Genomic DNA, 19,429 nt, shown 5'->3' on the forward strand with positions numbered 1-19,429 from the left:
CCGGAATGCAGGGATACATTCCGGCAAATCGATTAGCTGAACAGGGCCGTAATTGACGCGCTGCCGAGCGTATGGAAATGGACGTTAAAGCCAACCATCGCGCCGCTGGCGTCTTCGTCAACGTCGATGCGTTCCACATCCAGCGCGTGGACGGTAAAGATATAGCGGTGCGTTTCCCCTTTCGGCGGCGCAGCACCGCCGTAGCCCGCTTTGCCGAAGTCGGTGCGGGTCTGAACGGCACCCTCCGGCAGGGCGGCAATGCCGGAACCCACGCCCTGCGGCAGCACGCGCGTATCGGCAGGCAGATTCGCCACCACCCAGTGCCACCAGCCGGAACCGGTTGGCGCGTCCGGGTCGAAACAGGTCACCACAAAGCTTTTGGTACCCGGCGGAACCTCATCCCACGCCAGATGCGGAGAGAGATTGTCACCCTCATAGCCCATGCCATTAAACACCTGACGCTGTGGCAGTTTTTCACCATCACGCAGATCATGACTGACCAAAATCATCGTTGCCTCCACCCTTTAATTTACTGATTAATAAGCAGTATAGCGGGCAAGAGGCAACCTTACCGTGCATTAATCGATAAAAAATGTGTCCGTTTCAAGCGCTGCACAGACTGCGCGCGTCAGGCGGCTGAGCTGTTCCGGGGAAATGAGATACGGCGGCATCAGGTAGATGAGCTTGCCAAACGGGCGGATCCACACGCCTTGTTCGACGAAGAAGCGTTGCAGCGCCGCCATGTTCACCGGCTTGCGAGTTTCTACCACGCCAATCGCTCCCAGCACGCGAACATCCGCCACCTGTGCCATGGCTTTTGCCGGGGCAAGTTCACGACAGAGCTGTTCTTCAATAGCGGCGACCTGCTGCTGCCATTCGCCACTCTCCAGAATCGCCAGGCTCTCCGTCGCCACCGCGCAGGCCAGCGGATTACCCATAAAGGTTGGTCCATGCATAAAGCAGCCCGCTTCACCGTTGCTGATGGTTTCTGCCACCAGCCGGGTGGTGAGCGCGGCGGAAAGGGTCATGGTGCCGCCAGTGATCGCTTTCCCAAGGCAGAGAATATCAGGCGTGATATCCGCATGTTCGCAGGCAAACAGTTTGCCGGTGCGGCCAAACCCGGTGGCGATTTCATCGGCAATCAGCAGAATGCCTTCCCGGTCGCACATCTTACGAATGCGTTTCAGCCACTCAGGATGATACATGCGCATCCCGCCCGCGCCCTGAACTATGGGTTCGAGGATCACCGCCGCAATTTCGTGACGATGTGCGGCCATCAGGCGGGCAAATGCCACCATGTCACGTTCATCCCATTCCCCGTCGAAGCGACTGGTTGGTGCTGGCGCGAACAGGTTTTCCGGCAGGTAGCCTTTCCACAGGCTGTGCATGGAGTTGTCCGGGTCGCAGACCGACATCGCGCCAAAGGTATCGCCATGATAACCGTTGCGGAAGGTCAGGAAACGCTGGCGCGGCTCGCCTTTAGCCTGCCAGTACTGCAATGCCATTTTCATCGCCACTTCCACCGCGACGGACCCGGAGTCGGCGAGGAAAACGCATTCCAGTGATTCTGGGGTCATCGCCACCAGCTTGCGGCATAGCGCCACTGCGCTGGGATGCGTAATGCCGCCGAACATCACGTGCGACATCTGGTCAATCTGCGCTTTCATCGCCGCATTCAGACGCGGGTGATTGTAGCCGTGGATGGCGGCCCACCACGACGACATGCCGTCCACCAGCTGTTCGCCGCTCGCCAGCTGTAGCTCGCAGCCGTGCGCGGAAACCACCGGATACACGGGAAGCGGGGCGCTCATGGAAGTGTAGGGGTGCCAGATATGCTGTTGATCGAAGGCGAGATCGTCCGTTGTCATAATCGACTTGTAAACCATTTTGAAAAGTTTTAGGTTTACGAGTATAAACCGATCCGAAAATTAACAAAACCCCCGGAGAAGCCAATGGCTAACCCTTTACGCTGGACAATGTCGCAAGTCACCGAACTTTTTGAAAAACCATTGCTTGATTTGCTATTTGAAGCGCAGCAGATCCATCGTCAGCATTTTGACCCACGCCAGGTGCAGGTCAGCACCCTGTTGTCGATTAAAACCGGCGCATGCCCGGAAGATTGCAAATATTGCCCGCAAAGCTCGCGTTATAAAACCGGGCTGGAGAGCGAGCGCCTGATGGAAGTGGAGCAGGTGCTGGATTCTGCCCGCAAGGCGAAGCTTGCCGGTTCTACCCGTTTCTGCATGGGCGCGGCGTGGAAAAACCCGCACGAGCGCGATATGCCTTACCTTGAACAAATGGTGCAGGGCGTGAAGGAGATGGGTCTGGAGGCCTGTATGACGCTCGGTACCTTGTCCGACACGCAGGCGCAGCGCCTGGCTTCGGCGGGGCTCGATTACTACAACCATAACCTGGACACCTCGCCAGAATTCTACGGCAATATCATCACCACCCGCAGCTATCAGGAACGCCTCGATACGCTGGATAAAGTGCGTGATGCCGGCATCAAAGTCTGTTCCGGCGGGATTGTTGGCCTTGGCGAAACGGTCACCGATCGCGCGGGGCTGCTGCTGCAACTGGCGAACCTGCCGACGCCGCCGGAAAGTGTACCCATCAACATGCTGGTGAAGGTGAAGGGCACGCCGCTGGCGGACAACGATGACGTTGATGCCTTTGATTTCATTCGCACTATCGCCGTGGCGCGCATCATGATGCCGACCTCGCACGTGCGACTGTCCGCCGGTCGCGAGCAGATGAACGAACAAACTCAGGCGATGTGCTTTATGGCCGGGGCCAACTCGATTTTCTACGGCTGCAAACTGCTGACGACGCCGAACCCGGAAGAAGATAAAGATCTGCAACTGTTCCGCAAGCTGGGCCTGAACCCGGAACAAACCACCGTTACTGCGGGCGATAACGAACAACAGCAGCGTCTGGAGCAGGCGCTGATGACCCCGGATACCGAAACGTATTACAACGCGGCGGCGGTATGAGCTGGCAGCAACGCATCGATAGCGCTTTAGCACAACGGCGTGAGGCAGATGCTTTTCGTCGTCGTGTGCCGCTGGCTCAGGGCGCCGGGCGCTGGCTGGAGTGTGAAGGTCAGCGCTATCGCAATTTTTCCAGTAACGACTATCTGGGGATGAGCCAGCATCCTAAGGTGATCCGCGCCTGGCAACAGGGCGCGGAACAGTACGGTACAGGCAGCGGCGGCTCGGGCCACGTCACCGGGTTCAGTCACGCCCATCGCGAGCTGGAAGCAGAACTGGCCCAGTGGTTGGGCTACCCGCGCGCGCTGCTGTTTATCTCTGGTTTCGCCGCGAATCAGGCGGTGATCGCCGCGCTGATGAGTGATAAAGACAGGATCGTCGCCGATCGTTTAAGCCATGCCTCGCTGCTGGAAGCCGCCACGTTAAGCCCGGCGGCGTTGCGCCGTTTTCAGCACAACGACAGCCAGCATCTGACGCGGTTGCTGAGCAGCCCTATTGAAGGGCAACAGCTGGTTGTCACCGAGGGTGTTTTCAGCATGGACGGCGATAGTGCGCCGTTGGCAAACGTCGCAGAGGTGACAACGCAAGCAGGCGCGTGGTTGATGGTGGATGACGCGCACGGTATCGGCGTGAAGGGCGAGCAGGGGCGGGGAAGTTGTTGGCAACAGGGCGTGCGTCCTGAGTTGCTGGTGGTGACTTTTGGTAAAGCCTTCGGCCTGAGCGGTGCGGCGGTGCTGTGTAGCGACTCGCTGGCCGATTATCTGCTGCAGTTTGCCCGTCATCTGATTTACAGCACCTCGATGCCCCCGGCGCAGGCTGTGGCGCTGCGGGCATCTCTTGAGGTGATTCGCAGCGGCGAGGGCGATGAGCGGCGGGAAGTCCTGGCGCAGCATATCGCCCGCTTTCGCGCGGGCGCGCAGGGGCTGGACTATCAACTCACGCCATCGGAGAGCGCCATTCAGCCGCTGATTGTCGGGGAGAATGCGCGCACGTTGTCCCTGGCGCAAACGCTGCGTGAAAAAGGCTGTTGGGTGACGGCAATCCGCCCACCTACGGTACCCGCCGGAACCGCGCGTTTGCGCTTAACGCTGACGGCGGCGCATACGCGTGAAGATATCGACACTCTGCTGGAGGTGCTGCATGGCGTCCGTGAATAAACAGGCGGTGGCGGCGGCCTTTGGCCGGGCGGCAGCGCATTATCACCAGTTTAACGAACTTCAGCGCCAGAGCGCGGCGCATCTGCTCGAACAACTCCCGGTGCGGGCGTTTGCCCGTGTGCTGGACGCAGGCTGCGGCCCCGGTAGCTATAGCCGCTACTGGCGTGAGCGGGGGAGCGAAGTGACCGCGCTGGATCTCTCCGCTGATATGCTTGCGCAGGCGCGCCAGCAGCAGGCGGCACAGCACTACTTGCTGGCGGATATCGAAGCCATTCCCTTGCCTGATGCCGGGTTTGACCTGGTGTGGAGCAATCTTGCTGTGCAGTGGTGCAGCGATATCCGCATTGCGCTGGCCGAGCTGTATCGCCAGTTGCGCCCCGGTGGCGTGCTGGCCTTCACCACGCTGACCGCCGGATCGTTACCCGAGCTGAATCAGGCCTGGCAGGCCGTGGATGCGCATCCCCATGCGAACCGTTTTCTGCCGGAAGAGACGCTACGACAGGCGCAGGCGAGCTGGCCCCAGCACAGTAGCGCACGCTCGATGACTCTGCTGTTTCCCGATGCCCTGAGCGCGATGCGCTCTCTGAAGGGGATCGGCGCGACGCATCTGCATGAAGGTCGGGCGCGCGAGCCGTTAACCCGCAGCAAACTACAGCAGTTGCAACTGGCATGGCCAAAAATTCAGGGGCAATGCCCGCTGACCTACCATCTTTTTTCTGGAGTCATTACTCGTGATTGAACGTTATTTTGTTACCGGCACCGACACGGAAGTGGGGAAAACGGTGGCCAGCACGGCGCTGCTACAGGCCGCTCGGGCACTCGGATACCAGACAGCAGGCTACAAACCCGTCGCCTCTGGCAGTGACGAAACGCCTGATGGGCTGCGCAACAGTGATGCGCTGGCATTGCAGCGCAATAGCGTGCTGCCGCTGGCGTACGAGCGGGTGAACCCGTACACCTTTGCTGAGCCCACGTCGCCACACATTATCAGCGAGGTGGAACAGCGCCCGATTGAGGCTGATGTGATGTCGGCGGGTCTTCGCACGCTGGAAGCGCAGGCGGATTGGGTGTTAGTGGAAGGGGCGGGTGGTTGGTATACGCCGCTGTCGCCCCATCTGACGTTCGCGGATTGGGTGCAACGCGAGCAGTTGCCGGTGATTCTGGTGGTCGGAATGAAACTGGGCTGCATCAACCATGCACTCCTGACCGTGCAGGCCGTTAAGCAGGCGGGCCTGCATCTGGCGGGCTGGATAGCCAACGATGTTGAGCAGCCAGGGAAGCGTCACCAGCCCTATCTGGCGACGCTGCAACGGATGATTGATGCGCCGATGTTGGGCGAAATTCCCTGGCTGGGCGCGACGCTGGTAGAGCACGACCTTGGACAGTATCTTGACCTCACAGCCCTGACTCAGGCGTCATCCACGCTTTAATCATCTGTTCATCCAACTGCGCCACACCGCCCTGGGCCACGTTTCTGCCGCGATGCAACAGGCAGAAACGGTCCGCCACGCGCTGAATAAACGGTAACTGCTGTTCCGCCAGCAATATCGTCAAGCCAATCTCCCGATTCAGGCGCAGGAGCAAATCCCCCAGCCGATGGATAAATGCGTGGCCCACGCCGCGTGTTGGCTCATCCAGAATCAGCAGCTGTGGCCGCGTGACCATTGCACAGGCTACAGCCAGTTGATAACGGTCGTCCTCCGTGAGTGCGGAGCCCTTAAGTTGTCTGACAGCATACAGAGAGGGGAAGAGCGCGTAAATTTCCGGACTCACCGTTCCGCTGCTTTCACCCGCCGCCTTGAGGGCAATCAGCAAATTCTCTTCCACGCTAAGCTGCGAAAAAATACGTTTATCCTGAGGGACATAACCGATCCCAAGCGTGGTGCGCCGCACGGGTGAAAGGGGCATTAAATCGCAGGGGGGCGAACCGGTTTGTTGCCAAATCATGCTGCCGCTTTCAATGGGTTGATGGCCGGTAATACAGTTCACCAGCGTGGTCTTCCCCGTACCTGGAAGGCCGATTAAACAGGTGCATTCGCCGGAAGCCAGTTCGAGGTCGATGTTCCAGAGCGTGTGCTGGTTTCCGTAGAAATGATTGACTGCATGCAAACTCAACATCGTGTTCTCCTCAAGCCAAAGGACAGGGTCACGAAAGAAGATTGCAATTCTCTTGCCAGAACGGGTTTTCCTCAGCATAACGGCTGATTTTTAAGAATTAACTTAAGAAATAGGGATGAATCGGAGAGAGCGTGATGCACAGCACTGGCGCAAAAAACTGCGAGTATTGAGCGAAATTTATACGAAAATGTGAGGGCTGTCACGCAGAAACCACATGATGATTTTCGCTGATAAAAATCAAAAATTAACGATAAAAAATTTTTACCCGCCGCTTTTGGGTCGATCGGCGAAAACGCCCGAGTGACAGGGGATAGGGGCTCCAGACACTTATCCACTATTCCTGTGGATAACCTTGTGTATTAGAGTTAGAAAACCTGCGGAAGGCGAGAGAATACGCGGCTTGCCAGTAAATTGATGCGAAACGCGGCTTTTCAATCTTTTCTTTTATTATCAGTAAGATGAATAAAAGCAATGGCAGAGGTTGGCGCGCGACTCACTGACATAAAAGTTTAATGACACATATTGACAAATGTTAAAACAGAAAAAGTTCTGGGGATAACCTCCTCAGGGCGTTTTTTTATCCTGCCAGAGCGCAAATTTCAGTCGCTACGCATGGATTCAGGACGGCGTAACAGTAATACCATAATGCGCTACTGTTTTTATATCCAGTGTTTTTTGTTGGCAAATTTAGCGCTGGGGAGTAGAATTAATCACCTGCCCGATCAACCCGCCACCAGGTAGCTTTGTTCATGAGTAAACCGTTCAAATTACATTCGGCCTTTCAACCCTCTGGCGACCAGCCTGATGCCATCGCGCGCCTGAAAGAAGGGCTGGAAGATGGTCTCGCGCATCAAACGCTATTGGGGGTAACCGGCTCGGGGAAAACCTTCACCGTGGCCAACGTCATTGCCGATCTCCAGCGCCCGACGATGGTGCTTGCGCCAAACAAAACGCTGGCGGCGCAGCTTTATGGTGAGATGAAAGAGTTTTTCCCCGAAAACGCCGTTGAGTTTTTCGTCTCCTACTACGATTACTATCAGCCGGAAGCATACGTTCCCAGTTCAGATACCTTTATCGAGAAAGATGCCTCGGTAAACGAACACATTGAACAGATGCGTTTGTCGGCGACCAAAGCCTTGCTTGAGCGTCGCGATGTCATCGTGGTGGCTTCCGTGTCGGCAATTTACGGGTTGGGCGACCCAGATCTCTACCTCAAAATGATGCTGCATCTGACGGTCGGCATGATTATCGACCAGCGCGCCATTCTGCGCCGTCTGGCCGAGCTGCAATACGCGCGCAACGATCAGGCATTCCAGCGCGGTACCTTCCGTGTACGTGGCGAAGTCATCGACATCTTCCCGGCGGAATCAGAAGACATTGCGCTGCGCGTTGAGCTGTTTGATGAAGAAGTCGAGCGCTTGTCCCTGTTTGACCCGCTGACGGGCCACGTTGAGGCCACTATTCAGCGCTTTACGGTCTATCCAAAAACGCACTACGTCACCCCGCGTGAACGCATCGTGCAGGCAATGGAAGAGATCAAAGACGAACTGGTTGAGCGTCGTAAAGTGCTTCTGGAAAACAACAAACTGCTCGAAGAGCAGCGGTTAAGTCAGCGCACGCAGTTTGACCTCGAAATGATGAATGAACTGGGCTACTGCTCGGGCATTGAAAACTACTCGCGCTACCTCTCTGGGCGTGGGCCGGGCGAGCCGCCGCCGACGTTGTTTGACTACCTTCCGGCGGACGGCCTGCTGGTCATCGATGAATCCCACGTGACCATCCCGCAAATTGGCGGCATGTATCGCGGCGACCGGGCGCGTAAAGAGACGCTGGTGGAGTACGGTTTCCGTCTGCCGTCGGCCCTTGATAACCGCCCGCTAAAGTTTGAAGAATTTGAAGCCCTCGCGCCGCAAACGATTTATGTGTCTGCGACGCCGGGTAACTACGAGCTTGAGAAATCCGGCGACGAAGTTATCGATCAGGTGGTGCGTCCTACTGGTCTGCTTGATCCGGTCATTGAAGTGCGTCCGGTCGCGACCCAGGTCGATGATCTGCTGTCAGAAATTCGCCTGCGCTCCGCCATTAACGAGCGAGTGCTGGTCACGACGTTGACCAAGCGGATGGCGGAAGATCTCACCGAGTATCTTGAAGAGCACGGTGAGCGGGTGCGCTACCTGCACTCGGACATCGATACTGTCGAACGCATGGAAATTATCCGCGATCTGCGTCTTGGCGAGTTCGATGTGCTGGTGGGCATCAACCTGCTGCGAGAAGGTCTCGATATGCCAGAAGTGTCGTTGGTTGCGATTCTGGATGCCGATAAAGAGGGCTTTCTGCGTTCCGAGCGTTCGCTTATCCAGACCATCGGTCGTGCTGCGCGTAACATCAACGGTAAGGCGATTCTGTACGGCGATAAAATCACGCCATCAATGGCGAAGGCTATTGGTGAAACCGAACGTCGTCGCGAGAAGCAGCAGCGCTACAACGAAGAGCACGGCATTGTTCCGCAGGGTCTGAACAAGAAAGTGGTCGATATTCTGGCGCTGGGTGAGGGGCTTGCGAAAACGAAAGGCAAAGGTCGCGGTAAGTCTCGTGGCAGCGCGCAAATTGTGGAAGCGGATCAGGTACTGACGCCGAAAGCATTGCAGCAGCAAATTCAGTCGCTGGAGGCGCAAATGTTGCAGCATGCGCAGAATCTGGAGTTTGAAGAAGCCGCCGAGATCCGCGATAAACTTCATCAACTACGTGAATTGTTTATCGCGGCGTCATAACCGCAAAAAATTGAGGCTGGCATCACACGAGTAAATGCCAGCCTTAATGTTCGCTTAATATCCAACATGGATAATTTCCTCATCAACAAGAGGATAGTTCCATGTCTAATCTAAATGTTCAGCAATCTCTGACTCTGTTATTTTCCGGCCTGATTGTCGTCGGTTTTCTCTGCCACTGGATTTTGACTTTCTAACTTCGGTTTCAGGTTCGCGGGCGTGAATGCAATCCATGCCCGCGTGCCGCTTCTCTCTTCCCGATTTTGCAAATAAAACGCCGCTTCGTGCAGCTGTGCAATTCGCGTGACAATACTTAACCCCAGCCCAATTCCGCCATAGCGGCTGTCCATTCGTACAAATGCCTGGCTCAGTTCGCCCACTTTAGATTCATCGATGCCAGGACCTTCATCCTCGACAATCAACATCGGTGTGGGAGATGCGGCAGCCGAAAGCGTAATGGATGAATGGGTTGGGCTGTAACGGTACGCGTTTTCGACCAGGTTACGCACCATCACCTTTATCAACGTGGCATCGCCGGCAACCGCGATATCGTGGACGTTTTCGCTTATCACCAGCGTTTGTTCGCGCCCTTTCAGCATCGATTCCAGTTCATCCTTCAGCGGCAAAATGACATCCGCCATTAATTCAACGCGCTGGTAGCTACCGGCAGAAAATGACTGGCCCACACGCGCGAGTTGCAGTAGCTGGGCTACGCTGTTAGTCATTTGATCCAGACGCTGAATCAGCGGTCCAACGTTAATGGCATGTGCTTTTTCAATGAGTTCCAGATGTAAGCGTAAACCCGCCAGCGGGGTGCGGAGTTCGTGGGCCACATCGGCGGTGAATAATCGTTCGCGATCGAGTGTTTGCGTCAAACGCGCCACCAGTTGGTTGATGGCCGATGTCACGGCATCCACTTCCAGAACGGTTCTTTCCAGATGGATAGGTTGCAGGTTATCCGGTGTACGCGCATCGAGCTCTTTTTGCAGGTCAGACAGCGGGCGGGTGATGCGTTTTACCGCTTTCATACACACAAACAGTGCCAGGCCGATAATCACCAGGCTTGGCACCAGCAAGCTGGCAACCGCTTCACGAACCTCGTGCTGAATATGTTTGGCGTTGTTGTGGCCCTTCAGGATGCTGGCAACCTCGAGGTCTATCTGCTCCTTGCTTTCATGCCAGAGCCAGAAAACGCTGATAACCTGAAAAACCACCAGAATGATACCGACGGTCAGTAAAAGCTGGTGGCGCATCGGCCATTTTCGGATTGCGGAAAGAGGCATAAGTTAATCTGTCACCTCGCTGTTCTCCAGCTGGTAGCCAAAGCCTCTGACTGTGCGAATACGTGATTTACCCACTTTATCGCGCAGGTTGTGAATATGCACTTCCAGCGTATTGGTCGACGGCTCGTTGTCCCAGTTGTAAATATCGTTGTAGAGAATTTCGCGATGTACCGGGCTCCCGGCTTTCTGCATCAGACGCGAGAGCAGGGCAAACTCTTTTGGCGTCAGTTCCAGCGGTTGTTCATCCAGCCAGACCTGACGACGCGTTGTGTTAAGACGTAAGTTCGCCACCGTGATTTCGTTTTCGCCCTGATTATAATGACGACGCAACAGCGCACGGATACGGGCGTTGAGCTCTTCCAGGGCAAACGGTTTAACCAGGTAATCATCCGCACCGGTGTCCAGGCCGCTGATACGATCGTCCAGGGTGTCTCGGGCAGTCAGAATCAACACCGGAAGGCTGCATTTTTCCTGACGAATACGTGAGAGAAAATGCAATCCATCTTCGTCTGGCAGGCCTAAATCCAGCACGATCAAACTATAGAGCCCGGATTGCAGGCTAAGCTCAGCCTGACGCGCGGTGGTTACGCCATCGCAGGCGTAACCTTCACTTTGCATCGCCAGAATTAAGCCCTGTAATAACAGCGCGTCATCTTCCACGACTAAAATTTTCATTTCATTATCCTCTGCACGTCTTGAGTATGTCATCAGTCGCGCGATATTCAGTGGTCTCTACGCCCAGTATACCCAACATCGTAGAGAAGAGATTATCCTGAGAATATTCATTTTGTGTCGATTCTTTTATCAGACAGTCGTAATTCACACCATAACGTTTCTGATAATCGTCGGACAGCCACAGCAGCATCGGGACATGTTTTTGGGTATCCGGCGCAATGGAATAGGGCAGCCCGTGCAGGTAAATGCCGTTTTCACCCAGTGATTCACCGTGGTCTGAGAGATAAACCAGGCTGGTGGTGAACTTATCCTGTTTGGATTGCAGTAATTTAATCGCTTTATCGACGATATAATCAACGTAAAGCACGGTATTATCGTACGTGTTTACCAGTTGCTCCTGAGAGCAGGACTGAATTTCGTTGGTGTCGCAGGTTGGCGTGAATTTACGAAATTCCTTTGGATAACGGTTGTAATAGGTTGGGCCATGGCTGCCAATGGTGTGTAACACAATCAGCCCATCGCCGTTTAATTTATCAATATAGTTGTCCAGGTCGTGAAATAGCACTTCATCATAACATTCGCCGTCAATACACTGGCCTGGCAGGTTCAGCACGTTCATGTTCTGATGCGGTACACGGTCGCATGCGCCTTTGCATCCACCGTCATTCTCATTCCACTGTACCTGAATGCCTGCGCGCTGCACGATATCCAGCAGGCCTTCCTCATGATGTGCCAGTTGCTCGTCATAATGGGCGCGCGGCATATTGGAAAACATGCAGGGAACTGAAACGGCAGTGGCGGTACCGCAAGAGGTCGTTTTCGGGAAATAAACCACGTTGTCCTGCGCAAGCCGTGGGTTGGTTTCGCGCGAATAACCCCCGAGCGAGAAATCTTCACCGCGCGATGTTTCGCCGACAATAAGAATGGTCAGGTTCTTACGCGGCCCGTTTTTCATCGCTTCTTTCTGTTTTGCATCTTCGCCAATGCGCACCAGCGGTAGGTTATCCATTTTATTATGGGCGTACCAGGAGTTGATTGCGGTGATGCTGTTGGAAGGATTTAATGACTTCACCAGCTCTTTATTGTTGCGGAACAGTGAGGCGTAATCTTTATAGAAGAAGGCCGCGACAATCACAATAAGTAAAACAGAAGCCAGCACCGAAGCGGCTCGCAACCCGACCTCACGCCATTTCCGTGTTGCCGGTTTTATTTTTATCCACCACGCAAGGGCGACGAAAAGCGCTGCGGTAAAAAGCAGTGTAAGAATCATCTTGCCCGACATCAGGGCATAACTTTCCGCCGGAGTGGTATCGAGAATATTGGTAATCATTGACCGGTCGATAATCACGCCGAAGGTCATAATGAAATATTGCGCCGATGCGCTGAGTAAAATAAACAGCGTCGTCAGCACTTTTTCCAGTCGCAGGAAGGAGGCCAGCGCAAGGCAAATCACCATCACCGAAAAGGCGACCAGCGGCATCGTGAAGAAGACCAGCGTGTTATGGACGGTATTTACGGGTAAAAGGGTCCAGGCCTGGCGATAAAAAGCAACATTCAGCGCCAGCGCAATATAGAGCGCAAAAAGCAGAATATAAGTTAAACGGCTAACGGTGGGGCGATAGCGTAAATAGCGCAACATAGCGATCTTCCGGGATAAATGATGTTCGCTATGTTGCCGGGGAATTTTTAAGACAACCTTAAGATTTTAAGGAAAGCTAACCTAATGCCTGAATGGCTTTTTCCAGCGCGTCGCGCAATAGCTGGCGATCGTGGCGATAGCGAATATCGCTGGCTTCCAGCGGCTCCTGAATGACGACACGATCGCCAATATCAGTGGTATCGACTTTCGGCCCAACCACCACCGCATCAATCACCGGTTTCCCGACGTAATGTTCCAGAATGTCGAGTTTTTTCGCAAGCGTAAGGCTGGCTGCCGCCGGACTGAGCTCACGGCCTAAGTTACCGATATAGACCATTGGCGCAGGCGTACGACGCAGCGCCTGAGCCACATCGCTCAACAATAATGCGGGCAGCAGGCTGGTATAAAAACTGCCGGGGCCAATCAGGATGAGATCCGCTTCGCCAATCGCCTGCACCGCTTCACGCGTCGCACTAACTGAAGGCGAAAGCATCAGCTCCTGCGGCGGCAACGGCAGTTGATCAATATTCACTTCCCCATAGACTTCATGGCCTTCCTGGTCGATAGCCATTAAATCGACTGGTTGTTCAGACATTGGAATAAGTGATGCCTCTACTTTCAGTAGATTTCTTATTAAATTGATCGCCTCTAAAGGCCGCACACTCAGGTGGTCCAGCGCCTTTAACATCAGATTTCCGAGGTTATGACCAGAAAGTTCGCCATTGCCGCCAAAACGGTACTCAAACATGGCAGATGCTACGCTGGGTTCGGTGATCAACTGGTTAATGCAGTTCCGCATGTCGCCCCAGGCGATGCCGCCTTCAGAGCGGCGAATGCGACCGGTCGAGCCACCGTTATCAGTGGTGGTGACGATACCGGTTAAACGAGAGCCGAGGGAGGAGAGTGAGGACATCACTCGCCCCAATCCATGTCCACCCCCAAGGGCGACGACGCGATCGAGATCGGCCAGAGTGCGATTGCGCATACAACTTCCTTATGTTGGTACATCTGCTTACATTAGCGTAACTACTCCCAAAAGACGATGCCGCACCCCAGGCAAAATGACGTATATCAATGCAAAAGCGTGATTTATGCGTATTCTGTAGGGAAAGTGCACGATCAGGTCGCTATATATCATTTTATATAGCGAAAGCGAAAATGGCGAAGTCGTCCATCTCGCGCTACTATCGGCATATCCCTTTCAGCAACATGGCTGAAAAACACTCTAGCCTCTGTGCCTAAGTCGAAAGATAAGGCGTTTTGGCCGTGATGCTCCAGGCTTTACAGAACATCACCAGGGCGAAGGAAGAAATGACCTCGCCTCCCGTATTTGGAAAGGTGTCTATGGCTTCACAACTGACTGATGCGTTCGCGCGCAGATTCTATTATCTGCGTTTGTCGATAACCGATGTATGCAACTTCCGTTGTACCTACTGTCTGCCCAACGGCTACAAGCCGGGCGAAGTCACCAACAATGGTTTTTTGTCGCTGGATGAAGTGCGGCGGGTTACCCGCGCCTTTTCCGCACTGGGTACGGAAAAAGTGCGTCTCACCGGCGGCGAGCCGAGCTTGCGTCGCGACTTTGTTGACATCATCGCAGCAGTAAGAGAAAACGCGGCCATCAAACAGATTGCCGTGACCACCAACGGTTACCGCATGGCGCGTGATGTTGCCGCCTGGCGGGAAGCGGGCCTTACGGCGCTGAACGTCAGCGTCGATAGCCTCGATGCGCGTCAGTTTCATGCGATTACCGGTCAGGACAAATTCCGCCAGGTGATGGACGGCATCGACGCCGCCTTCAGCGCGGGCTTTGAAAAGGTGAAGGTCAACACCGTGCTGATGCGCGATGTAAACCATCACCAGCTCGACACCTTTCTGGCGTGGATCAAACCGCGCCGCATTCAACTCCGATTTATCGAACTGATGGAAACCGGCGACGGCAGCGATTTGTTCCGCAAACACCATATCTCCGGGATGGTGCTGCGCGACCAACTGCTCAAACGCGGCTGGATACATCAGATCCGACAGCGCAGCGACGGCCCGGCGCAGGTCTTTTGTCACCCCGATTACGAAGGGGAAATCGGCTTAATCATGCCGTATGAAAAAGATTTTTGCGCCACCTGTAACCGTCTGCGCGTCTCTTCCGTGGGAAAACTGCATTTATGCCTTTTCGGCGACGGCGGTGTAGACCTTCGCGACCTGTTAGCGGCAGATGCCCAGCAGCAGGAACTCGAAGCACGCATCGCAGAAGCGTTAACCCATAAGAAGCAGACCCACTTCCTGCACCAGGGCAACACCGGGATAACCCAGAACCTGTCCTGGATTGGTGGATAATTCGTTTTCAAGGAGTGTTAAATGAGTCAGGCGAGCACTGAATTTTTCCCAACCCGTATCGCTATTCTTACTATTTCCAGCCGTCGCGGCGAAGAGGATGATACCTCCGGCCATTATCTGCGTGATTCCGCGCAGGAGGCGGGCCACACGGTTGTCGATAAAGCGATTGTGAAAGAGAATCGCTACGCCATTCGCGCAAAGGTCTCCGAGTGGATCGCGCGCGATGACGTGCAGGTGGTGTTAATCACCGGCGGCACCGGCCTGACCGATGGCGACCAGGCGCCGGAAGCGCTGCTTCCGCTGTTCGATCGTGAAATCGAAGGTTTCGGCGAAGTGTTCCGCATGCTCTCTTTTGAAGAGATTGGCACCGCCACGCTGCAATCCCGCGCCATTGCCGGGATGGCTAACCGGACACTGATTTTCGCCATGCCGGGCTCGACCAAAGCGTGTCGTACCGCGTGGGAAAATATTATTGCGGCTCAGCTCGATTCCCGCACCCGTCCTTGTAACTTCTACCCTCATCTGAAGAAATAAACGATGTCGCAACTGACCCATATCAATGCGGCGGGCGAAGCCCATATGGTGGATGTGTCCGCCAAGGCTGAAACCGTGCGCGAAGCCCGCGCGGAAGCGTTCGTCACCATGCTGCCGGAAACGTTATCGATGATTATCGACGGTAGCCATCACAAAGGCGACGTGTTTGCCACCGCCCGTATCGCAGGGATTCAGGCCGCCAAGCGCACCTGGGACCTGATCCCGCTCTGTCATCCGCTGATGCTCAGCAAAGTGGAAGTGAATCTTCAGGCCGAGCCTGAGCATAACCGCGTGCGTATTGAAACGCTGTGTCGTCTGACCGGGAAAACCGGCGTGGAGATGGAAGCGTTAACGGCGGCGTCGGTGGCTGCGCTGACGATTTACGATATGTGTAAAGCGGTGCAAAAAGATATGGTCATTGGCCCGGTGCGCCTGCTGGCGAAAAGCGGCGGCAAATCGGGCGATTTCAGGGTGGATAGCGATGATTAAGGTTCTGTTTTTTGCGCAGGTGCGCGAACTGGTCGGCACGGACGCGTTGCAGCTTCCGGCGGAGTTCGCCACGGTAGACGCTATTCGTCAGCATCTTGCGTCACAGGAGGGCCGCTGGGCACTGGCGCTGGAAGAGGGCAAACTGCTGGCGGCGGTCAACCAGACGCTGGTCAGTTTTGATACGCCCGTTGCTGATGGCGATGAAGTGGCATTTTTTCCGCCGGTAACAGGGGGTTGATGATGAGCGAAACGCGTATTCGCGTCGGCCACGAAATGTTTAACGTGGGCGACGAATATGTCTGGCTTGCCGAACGTGATGAAGATGGCGCGGTGGTGACGTTTACCGGCAAGGTGCGGAACCACAACCTTGGCGATAGCGTAAAAGCGCTGACCCTGGAGCATTACCCGGGCATGACCGAAAAAGCGCTGGCGGAGATCGTTGAAGAAGCGCGCGGCCGCTGGCCGCTGGGTCGCGTCACGGTCATTCACCGCATCGGCGAACTCTGGCCGGGCGACGAAATTGTTTTCGTCGGCGTTACCAGCGCGCACCGCAGCAGCGGTTTTGAAGCCACCGAGTTCATCATGGACTACCTGAAAACACGTGCGCCGTTCTGGAAACGAGAAGCCACACCGCAAGGCGACCGTTGGGTGGAAGCCCGCGACAGCGATAAGCAAGCGGCAGGGCGCTGGCATAGCGCCTGATGGCGCTGCGCTTATCAGGCCTACGACACCAAATTCGATGGTTCCGTCTGCATAATGCCTGATGGCGCTGCACTTATCAGGCCTACGACACCAGACTCGTAGGCCGGGTAAGGCGTAGCCGCCACCCGGCGGTTTCACCCGCACAATGCTGGATGACATAACACATACGTTTACTCTCCGTCGATGCACACCCGCAACATTTGCGATATCCTTGAGGTATTCCTTATATCATCAGGAGCTTCTCATGGACCGATTCCCTCGTTCTGATTCAATCGTACAGTCCCGTTCCGGGCTGCAAACGTATATGGCGCAAGTGTATGGCTGGATGACCTGCGGATTGCTGCTGACGGCGTTTATCGCATGGTATGCGGCGAATACCCCTGCGGTGATGATGTTTGTCTTCTCCAGCAAAATCACTTTCTTCGGCCTGATTATTGCGCAACTGGCGCTGGTCTTCGTGCTTTCAGGCATGGTGCAACGCCTGAGCGCAGGTGTCGCCACCACGCTATTTATGCTCTATTCGGCGCTCACCGGGTTAACGCTTTCCAGTATTTTTATCGTTTATACCTACTCCTCCATCGCCAGTACCTTTGTGGTGAGCGGCGGGATGTTCGGCATCATGAGCCTGTACGGCTACACCACCAAACGCGACCTCAGCGGCTTGGGAAATATGCTGTTTATGGCGCTGATCGGTATCATTCTGGCATCACTGGTTAACTTCTGGCTCAAAAGCACCGCACTGATGTGGGCGGTGACCTATATCGGTGTGGTGGTGTTCGTCGGCCTGACTGCGTATGACACGCAGAAGTTGAAAAATATCGGCGAACAAATTGATGTGCGTGATACTTCAAGTCTGCGTAAAACCGCCATCCTCGGCGCGTTAACGCTGTATCTCGACTTCATCAACCTGTTCCTGATGCTGCTGCGGATATTCGGCAACCGCCGTTAATGGCTAATCATTCAAAAATCCCGGACTGGTTCCGGGATTTTTTTCGGATTCTGTTCACTGATAAAACGCACGATTGACGAAACATGGTTATTTGTATCTATGCAAACTGCTATTTTGTGATATGTCATAGATGAAATAATGAAAAAAAAGGGATGTCTGTGCTTATTAGCTAATTTATTTGTATTTTTTACAGTGATATATACATGCATATTTATAGCTGGTGAATATTCAAATATAGAGATAGCCAAAGAATTGCTCGCAGTTAAATGGTGTAAAAAGCCGCCGTCAAAAATTGGCCAACAATATGATTTTCCTCATTACGGCTTTTATCTTTTTCTGCGAGATTCATCCTCGGGGCAGGTCGAGATCATGGGAAGAGTGTTGTATGCCAAAGTATTAATGGGCAGATATCGCCCTGACGACACGCCAGTTCTGGCGACAGCACCCGATCGCGCAACCGCGCGTAGGTTGTGGGGGCACCTGGCCTGCACTGAGAATGGCGATATGAAAATTGGGCAGGGAGAGAGCCATGTTATCTGGCATTACTGGAAAGAACAGCCGAGCAAGTAAAGGGTTACCTGTTCAGATGCTTATCTTTTTCCTCTGTGTGTTGATCGTCTGCTTTGGAATATTTGCGCACACTAAACTTATTCAGCGGACGTGGTTTCAGTGGTTTGGTGAATATGCAGTGAGCATTTATTACGACAATCAACACGCGGACTCACATGTTGAATTTGGACGAGCAGATGTTTATCTCGAAATCTACAAAGGGCGCTGGCATATGTTCTTTGACATACCCTGTTATCGGCTGCGGATTGCCAACCAGGTTGAAAACAATGAAATGTTGAATGAATGGGAGATCCCAGAAATGGATGATTACAGTTTTGTACTGAAAAATAACGCCCGCCAAACGCGCTATCGCCACTTTTGTCGCTGATTACGTTCACAAGAAAATCATCTTCATGGAGAATTGGGTTGAATACTTTCTCTTCCATACGACTTAATCAGGTTTGCGCTGCGCCATCAAGTATGATGATTCGCATCTGGTTTTTGACTGCGGTTATGATGGGGGGGACGCCTGCTGTCGCATGGCTGGCGATTATCTCAGGTGTGTCGAATCTTGACAGTCGGCCAGGGATGTTTATGTTCAATCTTGTACTTATCGTTCTGATTTCCGTCTGGCTAGATTTAAAAAAGGATAAATTCAGTACATTTCTTGCAAGTACGATTGGCCTGGCGTTGATTATTTTGGTAGGCACTGCGCTATCGATGTTCTTTTCTTTTCAGTCGATAACCACCGTATTTGGTATTGTCGGCGCCATGTTTACGATTAACGCATTCCTGGGCCTGCTTTTGGGATGGAATCCGGATTCCCGATGGCTGATATTACTGATGGCGGTCAGTGGGCTGTTTATCGCAGTCGTGATCAACAGTGTGCTGGACAGCTATTTATCTGTATGGATCATGAGTTTTCTGGCCGTGCTGGTCTGGCCCATGGCGGTGAGTTATAAACTCGATGCGTTAAGTGGACTTTCGCGTAATTTGTTCGCGGGCGAATTTTCTACAATGCCTCGCTGTATGGTGTTGGGAAGTGTCATCACGTATTTAAGTGTGCTGAGCCTTTTCTGCCAGGTTGTGATTATCTTGCTTGAGGCGTTGATTAGGGAAGGTGCGAACAAGTCCCTGATATGAGATCATGTTTGTCATCTGGAGCCATGGAACAGGGTTCATCATGAGTCATCAACTTACCTTCGCCGACAGTGAATTCAGCAGTAAGCGCCGTCAGACCAG

21 protein-coding genes and 1 riboswitch are annotated in these 19,429 nt (G+C 54.1%); of the genes, 14 read left to right on the forward strand and 7 right to left on the reverse strand.

All coding sequences use genetic code 11. The features are described 5' to 3' along the window. Window positions 1–32: 32 nt before the first annotated feature. Window positions 33–509 carry a kinase inhibitor gene (locus ACWWFX_RS11635; protein ID WP_473223846.1) on the reverse strand — a complete coding sequence of 159 codons (477 nt, stop codon included), beginning with the start codon at window positions 507–509 and terminating at the stop codon, window positions 33–35. Between the two features lie 69 nt (window positions 510–578). Next, on the reverse strand, window positions 579–1,868 hold the full coding sequence (bioA, locus tag ACWWFX_RS11640) for an adenosylmethionine--8-amino-7-oxononanoate transaminase (protein ID WP_473223847.1): 1,290 nt from the start codon (window positions 1,866–1,868) through the stop codon (window positions 579–581). Window positions 1,869–1,952: 84 nt separating this feature from the next. Here bioA and bioB point away from each other — a divergent pair, with 84 nt between their 5' ends. Genes bioB through bioD form a run of 4 tightly spaced genes read left to right on the forward strand, consistent with a single transcriptional unit; the run spans window position 1,953 to window position 5,577 of the window. After that, window positions 1,953–2,993 carry a biotin synthase BioB gene (gene bioB, locus ACWWFX_RS11645; RefSeq protein ID WP_276218283.1) on the forward strand — a complete coding sequence of 347 codons (1,041 nt, stop codon included), beginning with the start codon at window positions 1,953–1,955 and terminating at the stop codon, window positions 2,991–2,993. Next, window positions 2,990–4,147, forward strand: a complete 1,158-nt coding sequence (gene bioF / locus ACWWFX_RS11650; protein WP_473223848.1) for an 8-amino-7-oxononanoate synthase — start codon at window positions 2,990–2,992, stop codon at window positions 4,145–4,147. The genes bioB and bioF overlap by 4 nt, the downstream gene beginning before the upstream one ends. Beyond that, complete coding sequence (gene bioC / locus ACWWFX_RS11655; RefSeq protein WP_276218279.1) at window positions 4,131–4,886, forward strand: malonyl-ACP O-methyltransferase BioC; 756 nt, start codon at window positions 4,131–4,133, stop codon at window positions 4,884–4,886. The genes bioF and bioC overlap by 17 nt, the downstream gene beginning before the upstream one ends. Then, window positions 4,879–5,577, forward strand: coding sequence for a dethiobiotin synthase (gene bioD, locus ACWWFX_RS11660; RefSeq protein WP_473223849.1), 699 nt, complete (start codon window positions 4,879–4,881; stop codon window positions 5,575–5,577). The genes bioC and bioD overlap by 8 nt, the downstream gene beginning before the upstream one ends. Here the strand turns inward: bioD and ACWWFX_RS11665 are convergent. Further along, window positions 5,543–6,265: an ABC transporter ATP-binding protein gene (locus ACWWFX_RS11665; protein WP_276218275.1), complete on the reverse strand. Its 723-nt coding sequence runs from the start codon at window positions 6,263–6,265 to the stop codon at window positions 5,543–5,545. The two genes, bioD and ACWWFX_RS11665, sit on opposite strands and share 35 nt — an antisense overlap. A gap of 749 nt (window positions 6,266–7,014) precedes the next feature. Between ACWWFX_RS11665 and uvrB the strand changes: the two genes are divergently transcribed. Then, window positions 7,015–9,036: an excinuclease ABC subunit UvrB gene (gene uvrB, locus ACWWFX_RS11670; protein WP_473223850.1), complete on the forward strand. Its 2,022-nt coding sequence runs from the start codon at window positions 7,015–7,017 to the stop codon at window positions 9,034–9,036. Between the two features lie 137 nt (window positions 9,037–9,173). Here uvrB and pmrB read toward each other — a convergent pair whose 3' ends face one another. The 4 genes from pmrB to yvcK all read right to left on the reverse strand — a co-directional run bounded on the left by pmrB (window position 9,174) and on the right by yvcK (window position 13,615). Beyond that, window positions 9,174–10,316 carry a two-component system sensor histidine kinase PmrB gene (pmrB, locus tag ACWWFX_RS11675; RefSeq protein ID WP_276218270.1) on the reverse strand — a complete coding sequence of 381 codons (1,143 nt, stop codon included), beginning with the start codon at window positions 10,314–10,316 and terminating at the stop codon, window positions 9,174–9,176. A 3-nt stretch (window positions 10,317–10,319) separates the two neighbouring features. Beyond that, window positions 10,320–10,991: a two-component system response regulator PmrA gene (gene pmrA / locus ACWWFX_RS11680; protein ID WP_231828095.1), complete on the reverse strand. Its 672-nt coding sequence runs from the start codon at window positions 10,989–10,991 to the stop codon at window positions 10,320–10,322. A gap of 4 nt (window positions 10,992–10,995) precedes the next feature. Continuing rightward, complete coding sequence (gene eptA / locus ACWWFX_RS11685; protein WP_473223851.1) at window positions 10,996–12,630, reverse strand: phosphoethanolamine transferase EptA; 1,635 nt, start codon at window positions 12,628–12,630, stop codon at window positions 10,996–10,998. A 76-nt stretch (window positions 12,631–12,706) separates the two neighbouring features. Then, complete coding sequence (gene yvcK / locus ACWWFX_RS11690) at window positions 12,707–13,615, reverse strand: uridine diphosphate-N-acetylglucosamine-binding protein YvcK (RefSeq protein ID WP_276218265.1); 909 nt, start codon at window positions 13,613–13,615, stop codon at window positions 12,707–12,709. A gap of 224 nt (window positions 13,616–13,839) precedes the next feature. Beyond that, window positions 13,840–13,987: riboswitch (molybdenum cofactor riboswitch) on the forward strand. Between yvcK and moaA the strand changes: the two genes are divergently transcribed. The 9 genes from moaA (at window position 13,975) to ACWWFX_RS11735 (ending at window position 19,330) form a co-directional block, all read left to right on the forward strand. Further along, on the forward strand, window positions 13,975–14,964 hold the full coding sequence (moaA, locus tag ACWWFX_RS11695) for a GTP 3',8-cyclase MoaA (RefSeq protein ID WP_149464476.1): 990 nt from the start codon (window positions 13,975–13,977) through the stop codon (window positions 14,962–14,964). (Overlaps the previous riboswitch by 13 nt.) A 21-nt stretch (window positions 14,965–14,985) precedes the next feature. Continuing rightward, window positions 14,986–15,498: a molybdenum cofactor biosynthesis protein B gene (gene moaB, locus ACWWFX_RS11700; RefSeq protein ID WP_015965256.1), complete on the forward strand. Its 513-nt coding sequence runs from the start codon at window positions 14,986–14,988 to the stop codon at window positions 15,496–15,498. A 3-nt stretch (window positions 15,499–15,501) separates the two neighbouring features. Next, entirely contained in the window at window positions 15,502–15,987 is a 486-nt protein-coding gene (gene moaC / locus ACWWFX_RS11705) for a cyclic pyranopterin monophosphate synthase MoaC (RefSeq protein WP_015965255.1), read from the forward strand. After that, window positions 15,980–16,225, forward strand: a complete 246-nt coding sequence (gene moaD, locus ACWWFX_RS11710; protein WP_473223852.1) for a molybdopterin synthase sulfur carrier subunit — start codon at window positions 15,980–15,982, stop codon at window positions 16,223–16,225. Before moaC ends, moaD begins: the two co-directional genes overlap by 8 nt. 2 nt (window positions 16,226–16,227) lie before the next feature. After that, window positions 16,228–16,689, forward strand: a complete 462-nt coding sequence (gene moaE, locus ACWWFX_RS11715; protein ID WP_473223863.1) for a molybdopterin synthase catalytic subunit MoaE — start codon at window positions 16,228–16,230, stop codon at window positions 16,687–16,689. Window positions 16,690–16,933: 244 nt separating this feature from the next. Next, a complete protein-coding gene (locus ACWWFX_RS11720; protein WP_108473825.1) occupies window positions 16,934–17,638 on the forward strand; it encodes a Bax inhibitor-1/YccA family protein in 705 nt (234 codons plus the stop codon). Between the two features lie 138 nt (window positions 17,639–17,776). After that, window positions 17,777–18,208, forward strand: a complete 432-nt coding sequence (locus ACWWFX_RS11725; protein ID WP_473223853.1) for a hypothetical protein — start codon at window positions 17,777–17,779, stop codon at window positions 18,206–18,208. Then, complete coding sequence (locus ACWWFX_RS11730) at window positions 18,168–18,575, forward strand: hypothetical protein (protein ID WP_473223854.1); 408 nt, start codon at window positions 18,168–18,170, stop codon at window positions 18,573–18,575. Before ACWWFX_RS11725 ends, ACWWFX_RS11730 begins: the two co-directional genes overlap by 41 nt. Before the next feature lie 38 nt (window positions 18,576–18,613). Continuing rightward, a complete protein-coding gene (locus ACWWFX_RS11735; protein ID WP_473223864.1) occupies window positions 18,614–19,330 on the forward strand; it encodes a Bax inhibitor 1 family protein in 717 nt (238 codons plus the stop codon). The last annotated feature ends 99 nt before the right edge of the window (window positions 19,331–19,429 follow it).

Source organism: Pseudocitrobacter sp. 2023LY-00077 (genome assembly GCF_055796175.1).

Bases quoted from the DNA above. Each gene is read 5' to 3' on its own strand.
- ACWWFX_RS11665 (WP_276218275.1), bottom strand. From the start codon at position 6,265: ATGTTGAGTTTGCATGCAGTCAATCATTTCTACGGAAACCAGCACACG.
- bioF (WP_473223848.1), top strand. From the start codon at position 2,990: ATGAGCTGGCAGCAACGCATCGATAGCGCTTTAGCACAACGGCGTGAG.
- ACWWFX_RS11635 (WP_473223846.1), bottom strand. From the start codon at position 509: ATGATTTTGGTCAGTCATGATCTGCGTGATGGTGAAAAACTGCCACAG.
- ACWWFX_RS11725 (WP_473223853.1), top strand. From the start codon at position 17,777: ATGAAAAAAAAGGGATGTCTGTGCTTATTAGCTAATTTATTTGTATTT.
- bioC (WP_276218279.1), top strand. From the start codon at position 4,131: ATGGCGTCCGTGAATAAACAGGCGGTGGCGGCGGCCTTTGGCCGGGCG.
- yvcK (WP_276218265.1), bottom strand. From the start codon at position 13,615: ATGCGCAATCGCACTCTGGCCGATCTCGATCGCGTCGTCGCCCTTGGG.
- ACWWFX_RS11730 (WP_473223854.1), top strand. From the start codon at position 18,168: ATGTTATCTGGCATTACTGGAAAGAACAGCCGAGCAAGTAAAGGGTTA.
- uvrB (WP_473223850.1), top strand. From the start codon at position 7,015: ATGAGTAAACCGTTCAAATTACATTCGGCCTTTCAACCCTCTGGCGAC.
- bioB (WP_276218283.1), top strand. From the start codon at position 1,953: ATGGCTAACCCTTTACGCTGGACAATGTCGCAAGTCACCGAACTTTTT.
- moaD (WP_473223852.1), top strand. From the start codon at position 15,980: ATGATTAAGGTTCTGTTTTTTGCGCAGGTGCGCGAACTGGTCGGCACG.
- bioA (WP_473223847.1), bottom strand. From the start codon at position 1,868: ATGACAACGGACGATCTCGCCTTCGATCAACAGCATATCTGGCACCCC.
- ACWWFX_RS11720 (WP_108473825.1), top strand. From the start codon at position 16,934: ATGGACCGATTCCCTCGTTCTGATTCAATCGTACAGTCCCGTTCCGGG.
- pmrA (WP_231828095.1), bottom strand. From the start codon at position 10,991: ATGAAAATTTTAGTCGTGGAAGATGACGCGCTGTTATTACAGGGCTTA.
- moaC (WP_015965255.1), top strand. From the start codon at position 15,502: ATGTCGCAACTGACCCATATCAATGCGGCGGGCGAAGCCCATATGGTG.
- pmrB (WP_276218270.1), bottom strand. From the start codon at position 10,316: ATGCCTCTTTCCGCAATCCGAAAATGGCCGATGCGCCACCAGCTTTTA.
- eptA (WP_473223851.1), bottom strand. From the start codon at position 12,630: ATGTTGCGCTATTTACGCTATCGCCCCACCGTTAGCCGTTTAACTTAT.
- moaE (WP_473223863.1), top strand. From the start codon at position 16,228: ATGAGCGAAACGCGTATTCGCGTCGGCCACGAAATGTTTAACGTGGGC.
- moaB (WP_015965256.1), top strand. From the start codon at position 14,986: ATGAGTCAGGCGAGCACTGAATTTTTCCCAACCCGTATCGCTATTCTT.
- moaA (WP_149464476.1), top strand. From the start codon at position 13,975: ATGGCTTCACAACTGACTGATGCGTTCGCGCGCAGATTCTATTATCTG.